20 protein-coding genes and 1 pseudogene are annotated in these 22,436 nt (G+C 71.7%); 10 read left to right on the top strand and 11 right to left on the bottom strand.

Features of this window, described 5'->3' with window-relative positions:
- Positions 1–462: 462 nt before the first annotated feature.
- Positions 463–990, bottom strand: a complete 528-nt coding sequence (locus tag QSK10_RS19595) for a GNAT family N-acetyltransferase (protein ID WP_285664304.1) — start codon at positions 988–990, stop codon at positions 463–465.
- An 86-nt stretch (positions 991–1,076) separates the two neighbouring features.
- Between QSK10_RS19595 and QSK10_RS19590 the strand changes: the two genes are divergently transcribed.
- Positions 1,077–2,576: a hypothetical protein gene (locus tag QSK10_RS19590; protein WP_285664303.1), complete on the top strand. Its 1,500-nt coding sequence runs from the start codon at positions 1,077–1,079 to the stop codon at positions 2,574–2,576.
- Here the strand turns inward: QSK10_RS19590 and QSK10_RS19585 are convergent.
- Positions 2,573–3,238, bottom strand: coding sequence for a hypothetical protein (locus QSK10_RS19585; RefSeq protein ID WP_285664302.1), 666 nt, complete (start codon positions 3,236–3,238; stop codon positions 2,573–2,575). The two genes, QSK10_RS19590 and QSK10_RS19585, sit on opposite strands and share 4 nt — an antisense overlap.
- Before the next feature lie 37 nt (positions 3,239–3,275).
- Complete coding sequence (locus QSK10_RS19580) at positions 3,276–4,085, bottom strand: lysophospholipid acyltransferase family protein (RefSeq protein WP_432705346.1); 810 nt, start codon at positions 4,083–4,085, stop codon at positions 3,276–3,278.
- On the opposite strand from QSK10_RS19580, the gene QSK10_RS19575 reads away from it, so the two are divergent.
- Together QSK10_RS19575 and cydB are read left to right on the top strand one after the other, a co-directional pair.
- Entirely contained in the window at positions 4,084–5,502 is a 1,419-nt protein-coding gene (locus QSK10_RS19575) for a cytochrome ubiquinol oxidase subunit I (protein ID WP_285664301.1), read from the top strand. The genes QSK10_RS19580 and QSK10_RS19575 overlap by 2 nt on opposite strands.
- Positions 5,503–5,523: 21 nt before the next feature.
- Positions 5,524–6,519, top strand: a complete 996-nt coding sequence (gene cydB, locus QSK10_RS19570) for a cytochrome d ubiquinol oxidase subunit II (RefSeq protein ID WP_285664300.1) — start codon at positions 5,524–5,526, stop codon at positions 6,517–6,519.
- 1,023 nt (positions 6,520–7,542) lie between these two features.
- Here cydB and QSK10_RS19565 read toward each other — a convergent pair.
- Entirely contained in the window at positions 7,543–8,271 is a 729-nt protein-coding gene (locus tag QSK10_RS19565; RefSeq protein WP_285664299.1) for a hypothetical protein, read from the bottom strand.
- Between the two features lie 97 nt (positions 8,272–8,368).
- Between QSK10_RS19565 and QSK10_RS19560 the strand changes: the two genes are divergently transcribed.
- Entirely contained in the window at positions 8,369–8,896 is a 528-nt protein-coding gene (locus QSK10_RS19560) for a GNAT family N-acetyltransferase (RefSeq protein WP_285664298.1), read from the top strand.
- A 28-nt stretch (positions 8,897–8,924) separates the two neighbouring features.
- On the opposite strand, the gene proC is transcribed toward QSK10_RS19560, so the two are convergent.
- From proC to QSK10_RS19545, 3 genes are all read right to left on the bottom strand, one after another.
- Positions 8,925–9,731, bottom strand: a complete 807-nt coding sequence (gene proC, locus QSK10_RS19555) for a pyrroline-5-carboxylate reductase (RefSeq protein ID WP_285664297.1) — start codon at positions 9,729–9,731, stop codon at positions 8,925–8,927.
- A gap of 86 nt (positions 9,732–9,817) precedes the next feature.
- A complete protein-coding gene (def, locus tag QSK10_RS19550; RefSeq protein ID WP_285664296.1) occupies positions 9,818–10,348 on the bottom strand; it encodes a peptide deformylase in 531 nt (176 codons plus the stop codon).
- Positions 10,349–10,382: 34 nt separating this feature from the next.
- The gene (locus QSK10_RS19545; RefSeq protein WP_285664295.1) at positions 10,383–11,012 is read right to left on the bottom strand and encodes a hypothetical protein; all 630 of its coding nucleotides are present in this window, start codon (positions 11,010–11,012) and stop codon (positions 10,383–10,385) included.
- A gap of 144 nt (positions 11,013–11,156) precedes the next feature.
- Here QSK10_RS19545 and QSK10_RS19540 point away from each other — a divergent pair, with 144 nt between their 5' ends.
- On the top strand, positions 11,157–12,080 hold the full coding sequence (locus QSK10_RS19540; RefSeq protein WP_285664294.1) for an EamA family transporter: 924 nt from the start codon (positions 11,157–11,159) through the stop codon (positions 12,078–12,080).
- On the opposite strand, the gene QSK10_RS19535 is transcribed toward QSK10_RS19540, so the two are convergent.
- The gene (locus QSK10_RS19535; protein WP_285664292.1) at positions 12,069–13,265 is read right to left on the bottom strand and encodes an MFS transporter; all 1,197 of its coding nucleotides are present in this window, start codon (positions 13,263–13,265) and stop codon (positions 12,069–12,071) included. The genes QSK10_RS19540 and QSK10_RS19535 overlap by 12 nt on opposite strands.
- An 86-nt stretch (positions 13,266–13,351) precedes the next feature.
- Here QSK10_RS19535 and QSK10_RS19530 point away from each other — a divergent pair, with 86 nt between their 5' ends.
- Positions 13,352–14,602, top strand: coding sequence for an amidase (locus tag QSK10_RS19530; protein ID WP_285664291.1), 1,251 nt, complete (start codon positions 13,352–13,354; stop codon positions 14,600–14,602).
- Positions 14,603–14,668: 66 nt separating this feature from the next.
- Positions 14,669–15,403, top strand: coding sequence for a hypothetical protein (locus QSK10_RS19525; protein ID WP_285664290.1), 735 nt, complete (start codon positions 14,669–14,671; stop codon positions 15,401–15,403).
- Positions 15,404–15,406: 3 nt separating this feature from the next.
- On the opposite strand, the gene QSK10_RS19520 is transcribed toward QSK10_RS19525, so the two are convergent.
- The gene (locus tag QSK10_RS19520; protein ID WP_285664289.1) at positions 15,407–16,408 is read right to left on the bottom strand and encodes an ROK family transcriptional regulator; all 1,002 of its coding nucleotides are present in this window, start codon (positions 16,406–16,408) and stop codon (positions 15,407–15,409) included.
- 225 nt (positions 16,409–16,633) lie between these two features.
- On the opposite strand from QSK10_RS19520, the pseudogene QSK10_RS19515 reads away from it, so the two are divergent.
- Positions 16,634–17,878 (top strand): annotated as a pseudogene (locus QSK10_RS19515) (MFS transporter); the annotation flags it as partial.
- Between the two features lie 225 nt (positions 17,879–18,103).
- On the opposite strand, the gene QSK10_RS19510 reads toward QSK10_RS19515, so the two are convergent.
- A complete protein-coding gene (locus QSK10_RS19510) occupies positions 18,104–18,721 on the bottom strand; it encodes an FMN-binding negative transcriptional regulator (RefSeq protein WP_285664485.1) in 618 nt (205 codons plus the stop codon).
- Between the two features lie 40 nt (positions 18,722–18,761).
- Complete coding sequence (locus tag QSK10_RS19505; protein ID WP_285664288.1) at positions 18,762–19,916, bottom strand: MFS transporter; 1,155 nt, start codon at positions 19,914–19,916, stop codon at positions 18,762–18,764.
- A 47-nt stretch (positions 19,917–19,963) separates the two neighbouring features.
- Between QSK10_RS19505 and QSK10_RS19500 the strand changes: the two genes are divergently transcribed.
- Positions 19,964–20,497 (top strand): ABATE domain-containing protein, encoded by a 534-nt coding sequence (locus QSK10_RS19500; protein WP_285664287.1) that lies wholly within the window; start codon positions 19,964–19,966, stop codon positions 20,495–20,497.
- Between the two features lie 680 nt (positions 20,498–21,177).
- Complete coding sequence (locus tag QSK10_RS19495; protein WP_285664286.1) at positions 21,178–22,287, top strand: alkaline phosphatase PhoX; 1,110 nt, start codon at positions 21,178–21,180, stop codon at positions 22,285–22,287.
- The last annotated feature ends 149 nt before the right edge of the window (positions 22,288–22,436 follow it).

The raw sequence follows: 22,436 nt of genomic DNA, 5'->3' as shown, positions 1-22,436 counted from the left end.
GATGGGTACTGCAGTGAGTCCCGCCACGTCCCGGCCGCCGGTGCCGTCACTCATGGCCCGCCCTCGGCTCGGTCGCCCGGGATCCGCTCCCGGGGTTGATGGGTACTGCAGTGAGTCCCGCCACGTCCCGGCCGCCGGTGCCGTCACTCATGGCCCGCCCTCGGCTCGGTCGCCCGGGATCCGCTCCCGGGGTTGATGGGTACTGCAGTGAGTCCCGCCACGTCCGGGCCGCCGGTGCCGTCACTCATGGCCCGCCCCCCCGGGTCAGTCGCCCGGGATCCGCTCCCGGGGTTGATGGGTACTGCAGTGAGTCCCGCCACGTCCGGGCCGCCGGTGCCGTCACTCATGGCCCGCCCCCCCCGGGTCAGTCGCCCGGGATCCGCTCCCGGGGTTGATGGGTACTGCAGTGAGTCCCGCCACGTCCGGGCCGCCGCTGCCGTCACCCATGGCCCGCCCCCCGGGTCAGTCGCCCAGGATCCGCTCCCACAGCAGTGAGTCCCGCCACGTCCCGTCCAGCAGGATCGTGGAGTGCGCCACGCCGTAAGGGCTGAACCCGTTGCGGCGCAGCACCCGCTGCGAGGGCAGGTTCTCCAGGTTGGTGGACGCCTCGGCCCGGCGCAGCTTCAGCACGTCCCGCATCACCTCCAGCGCCAGCGCGACGGCCCGCCCGGCGTGCCCCTGGTTCTGGGCGTTGCCAGCGATCCAGTACCCGAGCGAGCCGCGCCGCAGGTGCGGCTGCGGCAGGATCCCGCCCACGGTGACCTGCCCGATGACCTCCTCGCCGGCCAGCACCACCCCCGGCCACAGTGTCCCGGACTTGTGCGCGTCCAGCAGCCCGTCGATCCGCTCGGCCTGGCCCCTCGCGGTGTAGAAGGACGCCGGCTGGGCCGGTTCCCACGGCCGGAACGCCTCGACGTCCCGAAGCCGGTGCTCGGCGATCGGGGCGGCGTCGGCGGGCTCGATCAGGCGGATGCTGGTGGTGCCGGGCATGGAGTTGTCCTCGTCATGGTGGGATGGGAGGGACAGCCTATGTCGCGGACCCCCAAAGCGCTCGACACCGCCGATAGCCTCACCCCGTGACCCACCCGCTCGTGACCGACGTGCTGACCTCCGACGACCCCTGGCGCGTCCTGATACCCGCCGCGCTGAACCCGCCCGCCGACGCCGACGCGGTGGCCGCGAGCGCGGGGGAGTCCTACGAGGACGCCGACGAGCCCGGCCGGTCGCGGCTGGTGTCGCTGCTGCGGATGCTGGAGGGGGCCGCCGACCCGGTCGTCATCGGGCTCCTCACCCGGCACCGCTCCCGCGACCTCGTGTCCCTCGCCCTCACGCGCCGCCTCGCCCTACCCGCGCCGACCCTGGACGCACTCATCGCCGAACGCGGGCTCGACGCCGGAACGGTGGCCGCCCTCGGCCTCTCCGGCGACCCCGCCCGGGCCGCCGCGCTGGGCGGCCTCCTCGGCGACGGGGACGTGGGCGGCGAGGCCGCGCTCGCCCTCGCCCGGCTCGGCGCGCGCGAGTGGACCGAGGCCATCGCCCGCCGCCTCTCCGAGACCCGGGGCCGCACCCACGTCGCCTTCACCGTCGCGCTGGAGGAGATGGGCGATCCCGCCGCCGTCCCGCACCTGCTCGACTGGCTCGCCCACGGCCCCGGGCTGCCCGCTGGGGACGTCCACCGCGCGCTGGTCCGCCTGACCGGGCGCGACCCGCTGGTGCCCGAGGGCGATTTCTCCGCACAGGTCCGCCGGATCTGGCGCGACCTCGATCTCACCACCCGGCCGGAGCCGGACGTCCGCGTCACCGCCGACCGGCCCGGCCGCCTGACACTGACTCTCGATGAGGGACGCGGGGGCGTGCGCGTCGCCTACGACCCGCCCGAGCCGGGCTCGTCATGGCCGCGCTGGAACAAGACCCTGCGGGTGGGCGGGCATCCGCTCTACTCGCTCGGCTCCGACTGCGACACGTGCGAGACCATGATGGTCCTGGGCGGCTTCCCGCCCGCCGAGGCGCGGGTCAACGCCGTGCGGGTGCGCGACGCGCTCGCCGACCTCCGTGAGCTCGCGCCCGCGACGATCGCCGCCCTGGAGCCCGTCGTGGGCGAGCTCGAAACCGGCGTCTACCGGGCCGCCCTGGTCGGCCTGCCACTGGAGCGGGTGGATCATCCGGGGTCGTCATGGTGGAACCGGCGCCTCGGCGAGCGTGCCGAATCGGAGTGGGAGGAGGGCGACGGCTGGTCCGGGACACCCCACTTCCAGGTCCCGGAGCCGATCCTCGGGCCGGTGCCCACTTTCGGCATCGTGATGCCCTCCGAGCCGCTCGACGGGCTCGACCCGTCCACCGTCGCGGCTCACTCCCGGGCCATCGCCCGCGGCGAACGGCCGACGGCGCTGGTCCTGGCCTGGGTGGAGGACAAGTACGTCCAGGCCGAATGGGCCGAGCGGCACCTGCTCGGCCTCGTCCTCGACGGCCACCACCGCCTCGCCGCCTACGCCGGGGCGGGTGTGCCCGCCAGCGTCCTGCTGCTCGTGCGAACGCGGCACGACGGCCTCCAGGATGAGATCCTCGACGCCCTCTAACCCCGGTTCGCGCAGTAGATCGAGTCGCTCGCCGAGTGCCCGTCCCCGTTGCCCGTCACCACGATCGAGTGCGAGGCCCCGGTGCATCCCTGCGTGCGGTTGTAGCTGCCCTTGCTCCCGGGCGCGGTGACGCTGTAGCTGCGCGACCCGGAGAGCCGGTAGGTGAAGGTACGCGAGCCTTCGCCGTTGACGCCGGAGAAGGTCACCGACAGGGTCGCCGGTCCGGTGCCGTCGGTGGTGACGGAGAAGGTGGCCTTCACGTCGCAGTCGGCGCCGGAGCCGGAGCAGCCGGTCCAGCCGATGCCGCTCATGCCCACGCCGGTGACGTGGGCGGGCGGTGGCGGGGGCGGTTCCTTCTCCGGCTCGGGCTTCTCACCGGTCTCGCCGGGACCGGTGCCCGGCCCGGGGGACGAGCCGGGTGGGGACGACGCGCCGGGGGAGGAGCCCGGGGCGTCGGAGCCCTGCGAGCCGGGCTCGTAGGTCGGCGGGATCCAAACGCCGCTGTCCTGCTCGGACGCGGCCAGGCCCGGCGGCGCCTTGTCGGGCGGGGTGGCCACGATGGCGGCGATGACCACGGTGAGGGCCGCGGCGGCCGCGGCGGTGGCCAGGACGCGCCTGCGGAGCGGCCACGGGTCGAATGGAGTGCTGGTCGGCGGGGTCACGGCGAGACCACCTGGGTTAAAGAGGGCGTGACCTGCATCATACTTCGGGCCGCCAGGTTCGCGCCGTCGACAGTGGACGCACGGGGTCGATGTAGCGCGGCAGGCCGGGTTCGCGGCCGCGGATGGCCGTCAGCTCGGCGGCGGTGGCGGCGGTGATGCGGTCGGCGGCGCGGCGGACGTCCCCGGGGTTGTCCATGGACAGGCCGCTCAGGTCGACCACGCGCCCGAAGTGGACGCGCGCCACCGGCCGCCGCCACAGCGCCGAGACGAGCCGGGCGGCCATCGTGCCCGGGGCGTCCCACGTGGTGATCTCGTGCGCGCCCCACTGGGCGACCACGACGACGGGCGCGCCGGTGAGCAGGGCCAGGCGGGCGACGCCGGTCTTGCCGCGCTCGGGGCGCAGCAGCGGGTCGAGGGTGATGCGTCCCTCGGGGTAGGCGGCGATGGTGGAGCCCTCGCGCAGGGCGTCGGTGGCGTGGTGGAGGGCCTCGGTGACGGTGTGGGCGCCCCGGTCCACGCGGATGTGCCCGCTGCGCCGCATGAGGGTGCCGAAGACCGGGGTGGTGAACAGGCCGCGTGAGGCCATGATCCGGGGCGCGAGGTGTTTCCGCGCACAGGCCGCGATCAGTACGAAGGGGTCGAAGGGACCGATGTGATTCCCGGCCAGAATGAGCGGACCTTGCCGTAGCTTGTCCGGTATGTCGCCGGTAACGCGGACCCGGCTGAAGGCGGGGATGAGGACTCGGGAGAGGCGCAGCAGGAAGCGCCACAGGCCGGGCGGCCGCCATGTTCTACGTTCTGTAGAGTTTTCTACGTCCCGTAGAAGTACCTGAGGAGGGCCTTCGATGGAAGTACTCGACGCCTCGCGCTGGCAGTTCGGGGTCACCACCGTCTACCACTTCCTGTTCGTGCCGCTGACCATCGGTCTCTCCTTCCTCGTGGCCGGATTCCAGACCGCCTGGTACCGCACCGGCAACGAGAGGTGGCTGAAGCTCACCAAGTTCTACGGGAAGCTGTTCCTGATCAACTTCGCCATGGGCGTGGTCACCGGGATCGTCCAGGAGTTCCAGTTCGGCATGAACTGGTCGGCGTACTCGCGGTACGTCGGCGACATCTTCGGGGCCCCGCTCGCCATCGAGGGCCTGCTCGCCTTCTTCCTTGAATCGACGTTTCTCGGGCTGTGGATCTTCGGCTGGGACCGTCTCCCGAAGAAGATCCACCTGGCCTGCATCTGGATCGCCGCGGCGGGCACCGCGATGTCGGCCTACTTCATTCTGGCCGCCAACTCCTTCATGCAGTGGCCGGTAGGGTACCGCCTCAACGCCGAGACGGGCCGGGCCGAGCTGGTGGACTTCATGGCCACCATGACCAACAAGGTCGCGCTCATCACGTTCCCGCACACCCTCTTCGGGTGCTTCCTGACCGCCGGCGCGCTCATCATGGCCGTCGCCCTCTGGCACCTCTACCGCAAGAACACCCCCGACGACGACCGCAAGGCCTTCCGCTCGGCGGCGAAGATGGGCGCGATCACCACCCTGATCGCAATGGCCGGGATGTTCGTCACCGGCGACATCCAGGGCAAGATCATGACCGAGACGCAGCCCATGAAGATGGCCGCCGCCGAGGCCCTCTACGAGACCGAGCAGCCCGCCGACTTCTCGCTGTTCACCATCGGCAGCCTCGACGGGACCGAAGAGGTCTACGCCCTCAAGGTCCCCGACCTGCTCTCGTTCCTGGCCACCGGGACCTTCGACGGCAAGGTCCTCGGCATCAACGACGTCCAGAAGATGTACGAGGAGCAGTTCGGGCCCGGCGACTACCGCCCCAACATCCCCGTCACCTACTGGAGCTTCCGCGGCATGATCGGCTTCGGCGCCCTCGCCGCGCTGATCGCGCTGTGGGTCCTGTGGTCGATGCGCAAGGGCCGCACGCCCGCCAGCCGCCTGCTGAAGTGGCTCGTCCCGTTCGTGCCGCTGATGCCCCTGGCCGGCAACAGCCTCGGCTGGATCTTCACCGAGATGGGCCGCCAGCCCTGGATCGTGTTCAGCCTGCTCAAAACCGCCGACGGAGTGTCGCCCACCGTCACGCTGGCGCAGATCCTCACGTCCTTCATCGTCTTCACCGTCCTCTACGGGACCCTCGCGGTCGTCGAGGTCGGGCTGCTCCTGAAATACGCCAAGGCGGGCCTGCCCGACGTCACACCGCCCCCGCCCTCCGACGACACACCCGACGGCGAGGACAAGCCCCTCGCGTTCGCCTACTAGTTCGACTACCTGGAGACCGTCATGGATCTCGTCGACGTTTGGTTCGTGCTGATCGCCGTCCTCTGGACCGGCTACTTCATCCTCGAAGGCTTCGACTTCGGCGTCGGCGCCCTCCTGCCCGTCCTCGGCCGCGACGAAGTGAACCGCCGCGTCATGATCAACACGATCGGGCCGGTGTGGGACGGGAACGAGGTGTGGGTCCTCGTCGCCGGCGGCGCCACCTTCGCCGCGTTCCCCGAGTGGTACGCGACCCTCTTCTCGGGCTTCTACCTGCCACTGCTGCTCATCCTCGTCGCGCTGATCCTGCGCGGCGTGGCCTTCGAATACCGCGGCAAGCGCGACTCGGCGTCCTGGAAGGCCCGCTGGGACGCCTGCATCGTGTTCGGCTCGGTCGTCCCCGCGTTCCTGTGGGGCGTGGCCTTCGCCAACATCACCAAAGGCGTCCCCATCGACGCCGCGGGGGAGTACGCGGGCGGATTCTGGAACCTGCTCAACCCTTACGCGCTACTGGGCGGGCTGACCACGCTCTCGCTGTTCCTGCTGCACGGAGCGGTGTTCATCTCGCTCAAGACGGCCGGGGGGATCCGGGACTCGGCCCGGGTTCTGATCTCGCGGCTCGGGCCGGTGGTCGTGGTGATCGCGGCGGCGTTCCTGGTGTGGACGGGGGTGCTGCACGGGAACGGGTGGTCGATCGGGGTTTCGGTGGGGGCTGCTGTCTCCCTCCTCGGTGGTCTCTTCGCCGTCCGGGCGGGGCGTGACGGGTGGGCGTTCGCCGGGACCGCGGCGGCGATCGGGCTGTCGGTGGTGGCGCTGTTCGTGGCGCTGTTCCCGGATGTGATGCCTTCTAGCTTGGATCCGGGGTGGAGCTTGACGGTGGAGAATGCTTCTTCGACGCCTTATACGCTGAAGATCATGACGATCGTGGCGGGGGTGTTCACGCCGATCGTGCTGTTGTACCAGGGGTGGACTTACTGGGTGTTCCGGAAGAGGTTGACGGCGAAGAGTATTCCTCGGTGAGGGGTGGGGTGGGGTGGGGGTTTTGGGGCGGCTTTTGGGTCGCCCCTTTTTTGTCTTGCGGCAGTCCCCAGCCCCCAGCCGTCGCGAGCACCCCCCGTTGCGCCACCTCTCCCATCACCCTCACCCCGGGCTCGGGCCGTCTGGCTTCTCGTCCCGCCCCCACGGATCTTCCGTCCTCTAGTCCCTGCATTGGCGCTATGACACGGTCGCCGTCTGGCCTGGGCTTTCAGCCCTCGCCCCGACCAGGACGCTGTCCTGGACCTGGGCCTCTCTCGGAAGGGGGCTTCGCCTCGGCTCTCGGGCCGTTGTCCCCAGGCTTCAACCCGGGTCGGGCTTGTTTTGGGTTGTTCTTTGCGAGCGGCGGTGCCCTTCGTCGGTCGGCCCCGGCACCATAACGACGAACCTGGGGGTGTCAAGCCAAAGAACGCGGCTTGACACCCCCAGAACCCTCGTTACCGATTCCTTTACGGCCGACCGACGAAGGACCCCACCACCCGAAGCCGGCATCTGCGCTATCGCGCCAGCTTCCGTGGGGCACCCTCCGCTGGTTGGGCCGATACCCACCCCGCTCACCAACCCGCTTCGCCCGCCCCGCCTGCCCGCCCCACCCACATCGCCCGCCCCGCCTGCCCGCCCTGCCCCGCCGCGCCCTCGCTGTGCCTTTTCCAGCCGCGCGTCACCGCCGCATCGTCGCCTGCCCCCGCCAGCCTCCGTATGTGCCCTGCCGTTTTCGCGCCTTGCCCGCGTCTGCGCCTGTGTCCCGTGCGCGCACACGCTTCAGCCCACTCGGCCCGCCTCAACCACTCACCGGGCGCCTCGCTTACCCGCCCGCTCCGGCCCCGCCCGGCGGCCCCACTCATCCCGGGCAGCACTACGGCCCGGCGGATGTGTCACCACCGGGCCGTTCGCGTTCAGAGCCGCTGCCTTCTGCCTTTGCCGCCGCCGCTGCGTTGTGGTGCCTTCGTGCTCTTCCTGCCGTCGTACCTTCGTACTCTCGTGCCGTCTGTCGTCGTGGGCTTGGGGTTAGCCCAGTTCGGCGAGGCGGGCTTCGAGTTCGGCGAGTTGGGCGCGCAGGCGTTCCGCTTCTTCGGCGGCGGAGGCGCGGGCCTGTTCGACGATCTCTTCGACGAGGGCGGCCACCGCTGGGGATTCCAGGGAGCGGACCATTTCCACCGCGTGGGAGGACTTGATGGGGACGGCGCGGGCGACGACCTTGGTGCCCTTGGCGGCGGCCACGGTCCACTCGTCGTCCTTGAACTGCAAGGTGACGGTGAGCTCGGGGCCGCCCTTGGGCTTGGGGGCGGTCTTCTTGCGCGGGGCGGGAGCCGGGGACGGGGATGCCGTCGGGCTCGTGTTCGCTTCGCCGTTGGGCTGGTGCGGGACCGCGCTGTCCATGTCGCTCATCATGTGACCCCTCTTGTTCGTACCGTTATCGACGCCATTGTGCCGCTCCTCCAGAAGCGGCGCGCCCTTAGGTGGCGCCGCCGTGGCGGGCTCGGGTTCGGCCGCCTTGCGGGGAGCGCGGCTGAGTTCGCCGCGTTCGGGGAGGCGGATGTCGGCCACGGAGAACGGCAGTTCGTCGTTGCCGAACCGCACGGTCACGAACTCGCCCTCGGCGGGCTCTTCCAGCCGCATCACCTTCCCGATCCGGCCGGCGATCTGCCCCGCCGCGTCGGTGAACACCACCTTCGGATTCTTCCCGGTTGCGAGGCTCTCCTCGATGACCTGGAGATCCGACGTGGACAGACCCATGTTCGGAACACCACCTTTCAAAGCGCTTCGTACAGTTGTATCAAGACCATGTGACAAACCGTTCGCTCGCCCACCTGCTCGTGGGCAGAATGACGCCGTGATCATTCGCCGTGAGAAGCCCGAGGACGTGGGCACCGTACACGTCGTGCATGAGGCGGCTTTCGGCCGTGACTTCGAATCCGGTCTCCTGAAAGGATTGCGGGGGGACGGGGGCTGGGTTCCGGAGCTGTCGCTGGTGGCCGAAGTGGACGGCCGGATCGTCGGTCACGCCGTCTCCACCAGGGGATTCGTGGGGGAGCGGCGGGACGTGGTGGGGCTCGGCCCGATCGGTGTGCTGCCGGGAGAGCAGGGCGGGAGGGTGGGGACGGCGCTGATGCACGCGTCGATCGCGGCCGCCGACGCGCTGGGCATGGCGGCGGTCGTGCTGGTGGGGGACCCGGGGTTCTACGGGCGGTTCGGGTTCGCTCCGGCGGCGGGTTTCGGCGTCGAGGCGCCCGAACCGAACTGGGGCGCGTACTTCCAGCTGCGGACGCTGGCCGCGTACGCACCGGGTCTGGCGGGCCGGTTCGTGTTCGCGGGACCGCCGGCCGCGAGCGCGCCGCCCATCGAGCGAGCGGGCGGTTAGCCCTGTCCTTTGCTAACCCTGCCTTTTGCTAACCCTGTTCCTCGGCGATCTCGCGGGCGCGGTCGCGGGCGGCCTCCACGGCGTCGGCGATGGCCGCGCGGACGCGGTGGCGCTCCAGCTCGCGGACGGCGTTGATCGTCGTCCCGGCCGGTGAGGTGACGGCCTCGCGCAGCTTGACGGGGTGCTCGCCGGTGTCGCGCAGCATCGCGGCGGCGCCCACGGCGGTCTGGACGATCAGGTCGTGCGCGGCGGCGCGGGGCAGGCCCAGCAGGATCGCGGCGTCGGTCATGGCCTCCACGAGGTAGTACATGTAGGCGGGGCCGGAGCCGGACAGGGCGGTCACCGCGTCCTGGTGCGCCTCGGGCATCCGCAGGGTCTTGCCGAGGGGCCGGAACAGCTCCTCGGCGACCGCGAGGTGCTCCTCGGTGGCGTGCTCGCCGGCGGAGACCACCGTCATCGCCTCGTCGACGAGGGCGGGGGTGTTCGTCATGGCGCGGACGACGGGGGTGCCGTCGGGCAGGCGCTTGGCGAAGAAGGACGTGGGCAGTCCCGCGCAGAGCGACACCACGACCTGCGAGGCGCTGACGTGCCCGGCCAGTTCGGTCATCAGCTCGGCGGCGTCCTGCGGCTTGACCGCCAGGACGACCACGTCGGCGGCCGCGGCGGCCTCGGCGTTGGCGAGGACGCGCACGCCCAGCGCCTCGCGCAGCTCGGCGGCGCGTTCGGGCCGCCGCGCGGTCGCGATGAGGGTGTCGCCGGGACGTCCGGCGCGCAGTAGACCCGCGAGCACGGTGTGCCCGATCTTGCCCGCTCCCAGCACCGCGACGGTTGTCATGGATCCTCCAGGGGAAAAGAGATCTGGACGGCTCCGTCGGCGCTGACGGTGCCGTCCAGACTAACGAGCGTCCGGGGCCAGGGGACTCAGTCGAGCTCGGCGAGTCCGGCGTTCTCCAGCAGCTCCTTGCGGATCTTGCGGGGCAGGCGGTCGACGTAGACGGTGCCGTCGAGGTGGTCGGTCTCGTGCTGGAAGCAGCGGGCGAGGGTGCCGTCGCCGGTGTAGACCACGGGGTTGCCGTGCATGTCGAAACCGCGGACGGTGGCCACCGCCGTGCGGGTCAGCTCGTGGTACTCGCCGGGGACCGACAGGCAGCCCTCCATGTCGGTCTCCAGCTCGCGGGGCGCGGGCGCCGGGTCGAGGACCGGGTTGACGACGTGGGCGACGAGGTGCTCGTCGTTGGCGTCGGGGCAGTCGACGACGAACACGCGGGCGTCCACGCCGATCTGGTTGGCGGCCAGGCCGACACCGTTCGCGGCGTACATGCTGGCGAACATGTCGGCGATGAGCTGCGCGAGCTCGTCGTCGAACTTCTCCACCGGGGCGCACGCCTTGTGCAGCACCGGCGTGCCGTACAGGGTGATGGGGCGCGCGGTTCCCTGCGGCGCGTCGGTCATCGCTCCTCCTTCTTGCAAGTCATGTGCAAGAACCCTATCCGGCGGCCGGGACGGCGCGCCGCACGCCGTCCAGGGACCACGCCAGCAGCGCGAAGCCGATCGCGATGGCCAGCTGCGAGGCGACGCCCCTGGGCCAGTAGATGTGCCACTGCGAGAACGCCACCGAACCGGCGACCAGCACCACCCCGCCCGCGATCGCCTTCGGCCCGGCGCGCATGACGAGGACGGCGGAAGTCAGCAGAGACGCGGCCACGAACGCGTAAGCGCCGACATAGCCGAGGTCGTTGCCGATCTCGAAGAGCCGGTTGAGGACCGGGTCGCGGTCCATGGCCATGCCGTGGTGCCCGCCGCCGGAGTGGACGCCGTTCTGCACGAGCCAGCCCGTCCCGATGCCCGCCAGGGTATCCAGGGCGCCGTAGAAGCCGAGGTAGATCCAGCCCGCGATCCGCGCGCCCCACGCCAGGACGCCCGGCAGCCCGGCGGGCGTCCCGCGCAGCAGCAACCACTGCGCGACCGCGAGCAGCGGGAACACCGGGATCAGGATGATGTGCATGTTCGTCCACCACCGGGCGGTGTCGGCGGTGAGCTCCTGTGGGTGGGACAGTCCGATACCGGCCAGGACCAGCGAGGGCCCGGCCACGGCTACGTAAATCAACCAGCGCATGTGCGCATCGTAGGGACCTGCGATGGAGATCACACGGGCGGAAGGCCCGGACCGTCCACTTCGAGCCCCGTTGGGGTGGCCCGCGGCGCGCGGCGCGTCGCAGGATGAGGGCCGCCCACCACCCCGGCAGGAGAGGAAGCCGCCGTGCCACGCCGTCCCAGCGCCGCCACCGGACTCGCGCTCATCGTCGCCGCCTCGGTCGCCTTCGGCTTCTCCGGGCCGCTCGCCAAGGGCCTCATCGGCACCGGCCTCCCGCCCACCCAGGTCACGTGGTTGCGCGTCACCGGCGCCGGAATCGCGCTGACGGCCGTCGCGCTGCCGGTGTTCCTGCGCCGCCCGAAACTGCCGCTGGCGGGGCTCGCCGCGTTCGGGCTGGCGGCGGTGGCGGGCGTCCAGGCCTTCTACTTCCTGGCCGTGCAGCGCCTCCCGGTCGGCGTCGCGCTCCTCTTCGAGTTCGCCGGACCCGTCCTGGTGGTCGCCTGGGTCCGCTTCGTGCGGCGCTCGCCGCTGCCGCGCGCGGCGGTGCTGGGGACGGCGGTGAGCCTGGCGGGGATCTGCGTGGTCGTGCAGATCTGGACCGGCCTGCGCCTGGACGGCCTCGGTCTGCTCTTCGGCGCCTGCGCGGCGGTCTGCCAGGCCGCCTACTTCGTCGGCGGCGAGCGCCTGACGGCCACCGTGGACACCCGGGTCCTGCTGGCCTCGGGTTTCGTGGTGGGCGCGGTGGCGCTGACGCCGGTGGCGCGGCCGTGGGACATCGACTGGTCGCTGCTGGCGGGCCCGGCGGTGGTGGCCGGGGCGCGCCCGGCGGCGTGGATCCTGGCGGCGGTGCTCATCGTGGGGACGGTGATCGCCTACCTGCTGGGCATCGCCGGGCTGAAGCGGCTGTCGGCGCCGGTCGCGGGCGCGCTGGGGTACCTGGAGGTCGTGGTGGCGTTCGCGGCGGCGTGGGCGCTCCTGGGGGAGCGGCCCACGCCGGTGCAGCTGGCGGGCGGCGCGATCGTCATCGCCGGGGTGTTCCTGGCGCAGCGCGCGATCGCCGCCCGCGAGCCCGTCCCGTCAGCCGTGTGAGGGCCGGGGCACCCATTTCCACATCGCGACCGCGCCCAGCGCGCCGAGCAGCCCCATGGCGATGATCGCCGGGCCGAGGGCGAAGACGGCGGCGATGCCGCTCATGAGCAGCGGGCCGCCGGTGACGCCCATGTCGGCGCACAGCCGCCAGCCGCCCAGGAACCGCGCGCGACCGACGTCGGGGGACGCGTCGGCCCCGAGGGTCATCACGATGCCGCTGCCGATCCCGTTGCCGAAACCGAACAGCATCGCCACCGCGCCCAGCGACCACACGTCGTGGGTCAGGGGGATCAGCAGCAGAGAGATCGCCATGATGACCATGCACGGGATCGCCACCCAGCGGCGCCCGTACTTGTCCATCACCTTGCCCGCCGGGTAGAAGAGCAGCATGTCCACCGCGGCGGCCACGCCGAAGACCACGCTCGTCGCCGCCGGGTCGATGCCCAGGACGTCGGCCCACAGCGGGATCACCACCGGACGCGCGGCTCGCAGCGCGCCGACCGCCGACGCGGCCAGCCCGAGGGTGAGGAACACCGGCAGGTTCTCGCGCAGGACGGCCAGGGTGCCGTGGTGGCCGTCGCCGGGCTTGACCGCGTCGGCCTTGTCCGCGCCCTCCGGCGAGGGCACGAGCAGCAGGACCGCGAGCCCGGCCACCGCCGTCACCAGGTGCACCCAGTACGCGGCGGAGGTGCCCCACCACGTCAGGGCCAGCGCGCCCAGGAACGGCCCGGCGAACATGCCGATGCGCTGCGTCCCGCCGAGCGTGGACAGCGCGCGGGCGCGCAGGGCGTAGGGAACGGCCTCGGTCACGTAGGTCTGGCGCGCCAGGCCCCAGGCCGCGCGGGCCATGCCCATCAGGAACACCGACACCCCGAGGAGCCACAGGGAACCGGTGAAGGCGCAGCCGACGAGGGAGACGGTCAGCAGGACGGTCGCCAGGGTCATCGTGCGGCGCTCGCCGATGCGCCCGGCGAGGGCCCCGGCGGGGATGTCGGCGGCGAGGTTGCCGATCCCGGCGAGGGCGGCGATGAGCCCGGCCACGCCGATCGAGGCCCCGAGTTCACGGGCGGAGACGACGATGATCGGCGCGACGGCGCCCTGGCCGATGCCGAACAGGACGGTGGGCAGGTAGACGGGGGCGATGAGGGAACGCAGGGATACCGGCGTGGGGGCGGTGGTCGTCATGGGCGGCCATCACACCGAATGGCGGCTCCGTTCGCGAGAGATTCGAGAGGCATACTCGCAATCTTGGCATGGGTACGATCGCCCGCATGACGAGCCTCGTGCGACCCTGGTCACTGACCGAGCCCGGAACTCCCCTGGAGAACGCCCACCGCGCCCTCGACCGGATCGAGGCCGTGGACGGCCGGGTGCGCGCCTTCGTCGCCGAGCCGGACCGCCGGGAACGCCTGCTCGCCGAGGCCGAAGCCGCCCCCGAGGGCCCGCTGCGGGGCGTCCCGGTCGGCATCAAGGACATCGTCAACGCCGAGGGCCTGCCCACCCGCGGCGGCTCCGGACTGCCGCCGGAGGTCGTCGGCGGACCCGAGGCCACCGTCGTCACCCGCCTGCGCGCGGCCGGGGCGCTCGTCGCGGGCAAGACCGTCACCGCCGAGTTCGCCGTCCTCGCCCCCGGCGAGACCGTCAACCCGCACGACCCCGCCCACACCCCCGGCGGCTCCAGCAGCGGCTCGGCCGCCGGAGTCGCCGCCGGGATGGTCCCCCTCGCCATCGGCACCCAGACCGTCGGCTCGGTCATCCGGCCCTCGGCCTTCTGCGGGATCACCGGCTTCAAACCCACCCACGGGCGCATCCCCATCGACGGCGTCATCCCCAACGCGCCCACCTACGACACCCTCGGACTCCACGCCGCCGACCTCGCCGGGATCGCCGCCGCCGCGCCCGTACTCCTCGACGGCTGGCGCGACACCGCCGACGCCCGCCCGCCGGTCCTCGGCGTCCCCGACGGCCCCTACCTCGCCCACGCCGACATCGGCGCGATCGCCTCCCTGGAGGAGCAGATCGAGCGCCTCCGCGAGGCCGGATACGCCATCGTCCGCGCCCGGCCCTTCGACGACTTCGAGCACATCCGGGCCGTGCAGTTCACCGTCAACCGCTTCGAACTCGCCCGCTCGCACGCCGACTGGTACGCCAAGTACGGCGAGCTCTACCGCCCGCAGACCGCCCGGGCCATCGGCGAGGGCCACCCGATCACCGAGGGCGCCTACGCCGAGGCGCTCGCCGAGCGCGAGGACGTCCGCGCCCGCCTGGCGGCCCACACCGACGCCGCCGGTGTGGACGTGTGGCTCGCCCCGCCCGCGACCGGTGTCGCGCCGGAGGGGCTGGGCAACACCGGCAACGCGGTGATGTGCCTGCCCTGGAGCTTCACCGGCTGGCCGTCGCTGACGCTGCCCGTGCCGCGCCCGGCGGGCGCGCTGCCCCTCGGGCTCCAGCTCGCCGCGCGTCCCGGCGCCGACGAGGAGCTGCTGTCCTGGGCCGCCGGGGTGGAAGGCGTGATCCGTTAGCTGCGTGCGCGGGCGGTCTCTTGCTACCTTGAGTCGCCCGCGCATTCCCGAGCGCCAGAGGACGACATGGGAAACCCTTCACCCGGCTACGATCCGGCATACCAGCAGCCCTCGCAGGGGCAGTACCCACAGCAGGGACAGCCCGTCTACCCGGCGCAGCCCGCGGAGGGCCAGCCCTACGGGCAGCCCCCGGCGGCCCAGCCACCCGCGTACGGCCAGCCGCAGCAGCCCTACGGGCAGCCCCAGCAGCCCGTGCCCCCTCAGTACGCTCCCCCCGGGCAGCCCGCGCCGGGCCAGCCGGTCCCGCCGCCCGGCGGCTACGGCGTGCCCAAGCTCGGGCCCGTGCGCCCCGGCGGCGCGTCCCTGGCCATGAGCATGGCCTTCGTGCTGGCCGGCGTGGAGTTCATCGCGCTCGCGCTGGCCCTGTACCGCACGTTCTCCGGGGACCACCCGCCCTTCGGCGGCGACAGCGGCGTCAGCCGCATCTTCGACCTGCTCGGTTATCTCATCACCATCGGCGCGATCGTGCTCCTCGCCATCGGCGGCGCCGGGGTGGCGGGCGGCAAGGACTCCGGCCGCGTCCTGACCGCCCTGGCCGCCGGGTTCTTCCTGATCGCCAACGTGCGTCAGATCATCTTCGACGCCGGCTGGCTCATCAATTTCGAGTTCAACCTGGAAGTCCTGTTCTACATCCAGTTCATCCTCAGCCTCATCGGGGCCGTGGCCGCCGCGCTGGCCACGTTCCCGCTCGCCGGGCGTCCCGCGTCGCGCTGGTTCGCCGAGAAGACCCTCGCCCGCTAGGGCTCACGCGGTGAAGAGCTCGCGCTCGACCTCGTCGAGCGCGAGCCGCACCGCCCCCAGCGCCACCGAGCGGTCGGCGAGCGTCGATGCCTCGACCGGCACCGGGTAGAGGCACAGGTCGGCCAGCCGCGTCCGCAGCGGCCCGATCAGCTTCTCCCCGGCCTGCGACAGCCCGCCGCCGACGACCACCAGCTCCGGGTCGACCGTCAGCACCGTCGCGGCGATGCCCGTGGCCAGATGGTGGACGAGGTCCTCCCCGGCGGCGTGCCCGTCGCGCAGCAGCCGGGCCGTGTCATACCAGCCCATGCTCCTCATGATCCCGATCTCCCCGGCCGCCCCGTGCCGTCCCGGATGGACCTTCCCGCCCAGCAGGATGCCCGCCGAGATCCGCCGCCCCGCCAGGATGTACACGACGTCCGCGGCGCCCTCGGCGACCCCGCACCAGTGCTCGGCGAGCGCGGCCATGTTCGAGTCGTTGGCCACCAGCACCGCCCCCGGGCACAGGCCCGCCAGCTCGGTCGGCAGGTGCAGGCCCGTCCACCCCGGCAGGTGCCCGGAGAGCGCGACGCGGCCGGTGGCGTCCACGATGCCGCTGGTGCCGACGCCGATGGCGCGCACGTCGGCGGGATCGATCCCGGCCAGTTCGGCGACCTCGGTCAGCGCCGTGCGCATCGCCGAGACCCGCTGCGGCGCGGGAGCCTGCGGGTCGAGCGCGACGCGCTGCCCCGCGCGGACCTCGCCGCACAGGTCGGCGGCCACCGCGTACAGCTTGTGCGCGCCCACGTCGATGCCCAGGACGTACCCGGCGTCGGCGTTGAACGCGAACCGCCGCGCGGGACGGCCCACGACGCGCGGCCCGTCGGGCGGGCCGCTCTCGCGGACCAGGCCGCGGCCGAGGAGCTCGCCCACGGCGTCCTCGGCGGTGGGCCGGGAGACCTCGGCGTGCGCGGCGACCTCGGTGAGCGTGGCCGGTCCCCGTTCGTGCAGCACCCGGAGCACGGCCACGGTGTTGAGCCGGCGTAGCAGGCTGGCATCGCCCCCGCCACGTCTTTTGATGACGTCCCTTGCCATACCGTCCCTCTGCGCGTATGTCCCACCCGAGTGCCGAGTCTGGCACAGGGATTTCGCAGACAGGTTGCCGAATGACGGGTGAAAGTTCTTCACGCCTGGCCGATCATGGGTATCGCCGAATCGGCACGGGCGTCTTGACCTGGGAACTAATGTCGGCCCATGGCGCACCGCATGGCAGATTCCGCGCAGGAGCCGCCGCATCCGCACAGGTGGATGATCCTGGCGGTCATCGGTCTCGCGCAGCTCATGATCGTGCTGGACGCCACGGTCATGAACATCGCGCTCCCGTCGGCGCAGCAGGAACTGGGCTTCAGCAACGACTCCCGGCAGTGGATCGTCACCGCCTACTCGCTGTCCTTCGGCAGCCTCCTGCTCATCGGCGGGCGCCTGTCGGACCTGTTCGGGCGCAAGCTGACCTTCATCGTCGGCCTGATCGGCTTCGCCGGGGCCTCGGCCCTGGGCGGCGCGGCGGGCAACTTCGAGATCCTGGTCAGCGCCCGCGCCCTCCAGGGCGTCTTCGGCGCGCTGCTGGCCCCCGCGGCCCTGTCGCTGCTGACGACCACGTTCAGTGATCCGAAGGAGCGCGGCAAGGCCTTCGGCATCTTCGGCGCGATCGCCGGTGCCGGTGGCGCCATCGGCCTCCTGCTGGGCGGCGTCCTCACCGAGTACCTCGACTGGCGCTGGTGCCTCTACGTCAACCTGGTCTTCGCCGTCATCGCCCTCATCGGCGCGATCGTCTACCTCCAGCCCGGACTGCACGCCGACAAGCCCTCGCTGGACATCCCCGGCACCATCGTGGTGACCGCCGGGCTGTTCTGCGTGGTCTTCGGCCTCTCCCGCGCCGAGACCCGCTCGTGGGGCTCGCCGATGGTGTGGGGCTTCCTGGTGGCCGGCGTCGTCCTGCTGATCGCCTTCGTGTTCATCGAGATGAAGGTCGCCCACCCGCTGCTGCCGATGCGCGTGGTCCGCGACCGCGACCGGGGCGGCGCCTTCGTGGCGGTGTTCATCGCCGGCGCGGGCATGTTCGGGATCTTCCTGTTCCTGACCTACTACATGCAGCAGACCCTGCAGTACTCGCCGGTCAAGAGCGGCGTGGCGTTCCTGCCGATGGTCGCCGGGATCATGATCACCGCGCAGGTCTCCACCATCGTCCTGCTGCCCCGCATCGGGGCGAAGATCCCAGTGGCGCTCGGCATGGCGCTGTGCGCGGTCGGCCTGGTGTGGCTGACCCGCATCGACGTGGACAGCGTCTACGTCACCGAGGTCATGCCGCAGCTGATCCTCACCGGTCTCGGCTTCGGCCTGATCATCGCCCCCGCCATGAACATCGCCACCGCCGGCGTCAGCGAGCTGGACGCCGGGGTGGCCTCGGCGACGGTGAACACGTCCCAGCAGGTCGGCGGCTCCATCGGCACCGCCCTGCTGAGCACGCTCGCGAACAACGCCGCCACCGCCTTCATGGACGGCAAGCAGCCCACCCCGCAGCTGCTCGGGGAGGCCGCCCTCAAGAGCTACACGACGGCGTTCTGGTGGTCGGCGGGCATCTTCGTGATCGGCGCGATCGTGTGCGGGCTGATGCTGCGGCCCGGCAAGCACGAGGCCGGGGTCGACTCGCCCGCGATGCTGCACTTAGGACCGGTGGTTGGCCCTCCGCGCGGCCTCGGCCGCGGCGGCGCGCCCGTCCGCCTCGACACCGGCGATGATCCCGTCGACGTCGCGCTCGGCCCGGTTCTGGCTCATCTTCGTCTTCGCCTCGATCCGCGAGATCACCAGCTCGACCCCGACGATGCCGGGCAGCAGTCCGTCCACCCAGGAGCGCGGCGGCTCGTCGACGGTCCACGGACGCGGCCGCCCCGCCTCGTGCTTGGCCGCCAGGCGCCGGATCTGGTCCTCCACCCACGCCACGTCGTCGCGGATGACGAGCTCGCCGTGGACGTTGGCCGCGCGGTAGTTGAAGCTCGGCGACACACGCGAGTCCTCATCGCGGGAGGCGTACCAGTTGGGCGTGACGTAGAAGGTGTCCTCCCGCAGCAGCACCATCGCCTCGCCCGTCCACGGCGTGCGCCACTGCGGATTGGCGCGCGCCAGGTGCCCGTGCAGGGCGTGCCGCTCGGGGTCGTAGACCCACGGGATCCTGGTGGTGAGCAGGCCGCGGGCGGTCGCGGTGACCAGGTCGCCGGCGCCGTGGTTCACCAGTAGTTCGGTGACGGCGTCATCGTCGGCGGCGAAATGCGCTGGCACGTACATGTCGATCTCCTCGGTCGCGGGCGGAGAGTATGCCGCGCGCTCAGGCGTCCCGAACAGTCCACGTGGGCCGGATCACGGCGAACCCGCCGAACTGGAGGCCCGCGATCACCAGCAGCAGCACCGGAGGCGGCAGCGCCGCCCCCGCGCCCGCCAGCGCCGCCCCGGCCGCCGCGGCCGAGATCTTCATGGCCGCGCCGAGGGTGAACACCTGCGCCCGCGTGCCCTCCGGGGCGTGCTCGGCGCGGACGTGGAACGTGCTGCTCAGCAACGGCCCGTTCGCCAACCCCGCCAGCGCGTAGACGACCACGCACAGCGCGAAGGACGGCGTCACCGCCGCCAGCGCGAGCGCCGCGCCCGTCCCCAGCAGGCTGTAACCCGCCAGCCGCATCGCCGGAGGCGTCCGGCGCAGCCTCGTCAGCGACAGCGTGGAGGCCAGCGCGCCCAGCGCGAACGCGGTCATCAGCGGCCCCGCGCCCTCCGGATCACCCCACCGCCCCGCCAGCAGCACCGTCGTGAACGTCAGCGACCCGATGCCCAGGTACGCCAGCGTCGTCCCCGCGGTGATCGCCCGCAGCGGCCGCACCGTCCACAGCGCCCGCAAACCCGCCCCCAGCGCCGCCGCCGTACTCCGCCCACCCCCACCCACCCGGTGCGGCAGCGTGGCCACCAGCACCGCCGCCAGCGCCGCCCCACCCGCCATCGCCAGCGTCGCCGTCGCCGGCGACCACAGGTACGCCGCCCCCGATGCCAACGCGGGCGCCGCCACCGAAGACGCGTTGTACGTGGCCGCGTCCCACGCATAAGCCCGCGACTGCCCCTCCGGCGCCACCAGCCCCGCGACCAGCGCCGACAACCCACCCGTGATCATCGGCCCACACGCCCCACCCCCCACCGCCACCAGCAAAACCACCCACGTCGGAGCCCGCCCGACCAGCCCCGCCAAACCCGCCAGCGACCCCGCGAACCCCATCAGAGCCCCGCAATAAAGAAGCCGAGGCCGCCGTGTCCTCGCCGCCAGCGCCCCCGACAACGGCCCGGCGAGCAGATGAGGAGCCATGAACCCGGTGAGCACCAGCGCACTCAACCCCGGACGCCCCGTCCGGTCCAAAGCCAGCAGAGCGACGGCGATGCCGACACCGTCATCGGTGAGCCGCGCGAGAAAGGCGGCGGCGAGATACCGCGGGAGGGGAGCCACACACCCAACTGTAACGGTTTATCGAAGCAATGCGTTACGGTGGACGAGTGAACACCGGCTTCCGGCCCGCCCACCGCCTCACCGACCTGGCCAACCTCCTCCACGAGGACCCGGAGGCGAACAACGAGCGCATCACCGCAGTCCTCGCCGTCCACGGCGAACACGACACCGTGAACGAAGAAGAAGCGGAGGACCTGCGCGCAGCGGTGAACAGGCTCTCAACACTGCTGGCCGAAACCGACGAGAACCACGCGGCCGAACAACTCAACGCCATCCTCGCCGCCCACGCCGCCCCACCCCGCCTAGAACGCCACGACGGCCACCCCTGGCACCTCCACGTGGAACCAAGAGGCGCGAGCTGGAGCGAATGGCTCCTCGCCGCCTCCGCACACGCACTCGCCCGCCTGCTGGGAGAACGAGGCCGCATCGCCTGGGGCAAGTGCCCCGGAAACCGCTGCCCCGAGGGCCCGTACTTCGTGGACGACGGCCCGGGCCTGCCCAGGCGCTTCTGCTCGCAGGCGTGCGCGGCACGGGAGAGGCAGGCAGCGCTGAGGCGAAGGAGAAGAGAAGCGGGGGAGTGAGAGGGGGAGTAGGGCAACCCACTGGGCCCGTGCACGAAGCCCGCCCGAGGACAGGGGCGAGACGCGGGGCAGAGCCGGGTGCGATGCGCAGCCAAGAGCGAGGGAACTAAGCCGGGCAAGGCGACTGGCTCGCTACGGGGTCAAAACCCGGGCAACAGACAAGCTCGTTGTTTTAGACCCGGGCAAGGTGACTGGCTGGCAACGGGGTCAAAACCCGGGCAAACAGACAAGCTCGTTGTAGTAGAGCCCAAACGACACGGCCCGCAACCCGCGAACAAACCGCGCCCCCGAGACCAGATCCGCGCGAGCTGTCTCGGGATAGGAGAGGATCCTCCCTCGGTCGGCCGGATGGTTCTTCGAACGAGGGTTCTCGGGGTGTCAAGACAGCACTTCCGTCTTGACACCCCGAGGTTCATCGTTCACCGTCGCAAAGGCCGAACGCGGGTGGAGCCTCCCGAGAGAGGTCCGGCGTCCAGGGGCCGCACCCCTGGTCGGGTCCCAGGGGTGAAACCCCTGTCCAGAGGGTGAGGAACAACCACCGCCAACCCAGGGAAGAGAAAGCGGCCGATCCGCAAAAACCCCACCATTCACCCACCAGTAACCCCAAAACCGGGCGCGTTACCCCCCAAATCCCCCAAACCTCCAGTTATCGTGTCCGCTCACGCCCACCTGGAGGACCCATGGACCGACGTGTATTCCTGCGCACCGCCGTCGTCACCACCGCCGCCACCGCCCTCACCGGCTCCCTCTGGCAGCGCGCCGCGGCCGGCAAGTCGACCCTCACCACCCCCTACGGCCCCCTCCGCGAACCCGACGCCAACGCCATCGCCCTCCCCGAGGGCTTCACCTCCCGCGTGGTGGCGCGAAGCGGAAAGAGAGGATGGCACCCCGCCCCCGACGGCGGCGCCTGCTTCCCCGACGGCGAGGGCTGGATCTACGTCTCCAACTCCGAGGTCCCGGACGGCGGCGCCTCCGCGATCCGCTTCACCCCCGAGGGCGAGATCGACGACGTCTACCGCGTCCTCTCCGGCACCACCCTCAACTGCGCGGGCGGCGCGACCCCCTGGGGCACCTGGCTGTCCTGTGAGGAGACCACCGGCGGCCGCGTCTACGAGACCGATCCGCGCGGGGAGAAGAGCGCCGAGCAGCGCCCGGCGATGGGCCGCTTCCGGCATGAGGCCGCCGCCTGCGACCCGGACCTGAAGGCCGTCTACCTCACCGAGGACGAGCCGGACGGCTGCTTCTACCGCTTCACCCCCGACTCCTGGGGCGATCTCTCGACCGGCCGCCTCGACGTGCTGTGCGAGAACCAGGTCTGGCGGGAGGTGCCGGATCCGCTGGTGGGCCGGAAGGGCACCCAGACCCGCCACCAGCTCGACGACGCGGTCCACTTCGACGGCGGCGAGGGCTGCCACTACGCCGACGGGGTCTGCTACTTCACCACCAAGGGCGACAACTCGGTGTGGGCGTACCGGACCGGGGACGCCTCGGTGGCCGCGATCTACCGGGGCGGCGGGTCCCTCAGCGGCGTGGACAACCTGACCGGCACCGCCGGGGGTGACCTGTACGTCGCCGAGGACGGCGGGAACATGGAGATCAACATCATCACCGCCGACGGGATCGTCGCCCCCGTCCTGCGTGTGCGCGGGCACGACCGGTCGGAGATCACCGGCCCGGCGTTCTCCCCGGACGGCACCCGGCTCTACTTCTCGTCCCAGCGCGGCGAGAAGGGCGACAAGTGGGGCTCCGAGGGCGTCACGTTCGAGGTGACCGGCCCGTTCCGTCGGTGACCACAAGCCACTCTCGGTGACGGTATCCCATGCGGTTTGGGACATGTGGATCTTCCTGTTAGCCTCGGGCCGTAGGGATGCCGCCGTCAGATCGAGGCTCCACATTGTCCACGATCGTCATGCCCCGGTTCGGGCCGCTCGTCACCGGG

Source organism: Actinorhabdospora filicis, from assembly GCF_030269765.1.
Classification (GTDB): domain Bacteria; phylum Actinomycetota; class Actinomycetes; order Mycobacteriales; family Micromonosporaceae; genus Actinorhabdospora; species Actinorhabdospora filicis.
The sequence above is the reverse complement of the archived record's forward strand: the minus strand, read 5'-3'. Positions and strand labels throughout refer to the sequence as shown.

Bases quoted from the DNA above. Each gene is read 5' to 3' on its own strand.
- QSK10_RS19535 (WP_285664292.1), bottom strand. From the start codon at position 13,265: ATGACGACCACCGCCCCCACGCCGGTATCCCTGCGTTCCCTCATCGCC.
- QSK10_RS19495 (WP_285664286.1), top strand. From the start codon at position 21,178: ATGGACCGACGTGTATTCCTGCGCACCGCCGTCGTCACCACCGCCGCC.
- QSK10_RS19530 (WP_285664291.1), top strand. From the start codon at position 13,352: ATGACGAGCCTCGTGCGACCCTGGTCACTGACCGAGCCCGGAACTCCC.
- QSK10_RS19525 (WP_285664290.1), top strand. From the start codon at position 14,669: ATGGGAAACCCTTCACCCGGCTACGATCCGGCATACCAGCAGCCCTCG.
- QSK10_RS19565 (WP_285664299.1), bottom strand. From the start codon at position 8,271: ATGGGTCTGTCCACGTCGGATCTCCAGGTCATCGAGGAGAGCCTCGCA.
- QSK10_RS19595 (WP_285664304.1), bottom strand. From the start codon at position 990: ATGCCCGGCACCACCAGCATCCGCCTGATCGAGCCCGCCGACGCCGCC.
- proC (WP_285664297.1), bottom strand. From the start codon at position 9,731: ATGACAACCGTCGCGGTGCTGGGAGCGGGCAAGATCGGGCACACCGTG.
- QSK10_RS19510 (WP_285664485.1), bottom strand. From the start codon at position 18,721: ATGTACGTGCCAGCGCATTTCGCCGCCGACGATGACGCCGTCACCGAA.
- cydB (WP_285664300.1), top strand. From the start codon at position 5,524: ATGGATCTCGTCGACGTTTGGTTCGTGCTGATCGCCGTCCTCTGGACC.
- def (WP_285664296.1), bottom strand. From the start codon at position 10,348: ATGACCGACGCGCCGCAGGGAACCGCGCGCCCCATCACCCTGTACGGC.
- QSK10_RS19545 (WP_285664295.1), bottom strand. From the start codon at position 11,012: ATGCGCTGGTTGATTTACGTAGCCGTGGCCGGGCCCTCGCTGGTCCTG.
- QSK10_RS19575 (WP_285664301.1), top strand. From the start codon at position 4,084: ATGGAAGTACTCGACGCCTCGCGCTGGCAGTTCGGGGTCACCACCGTC.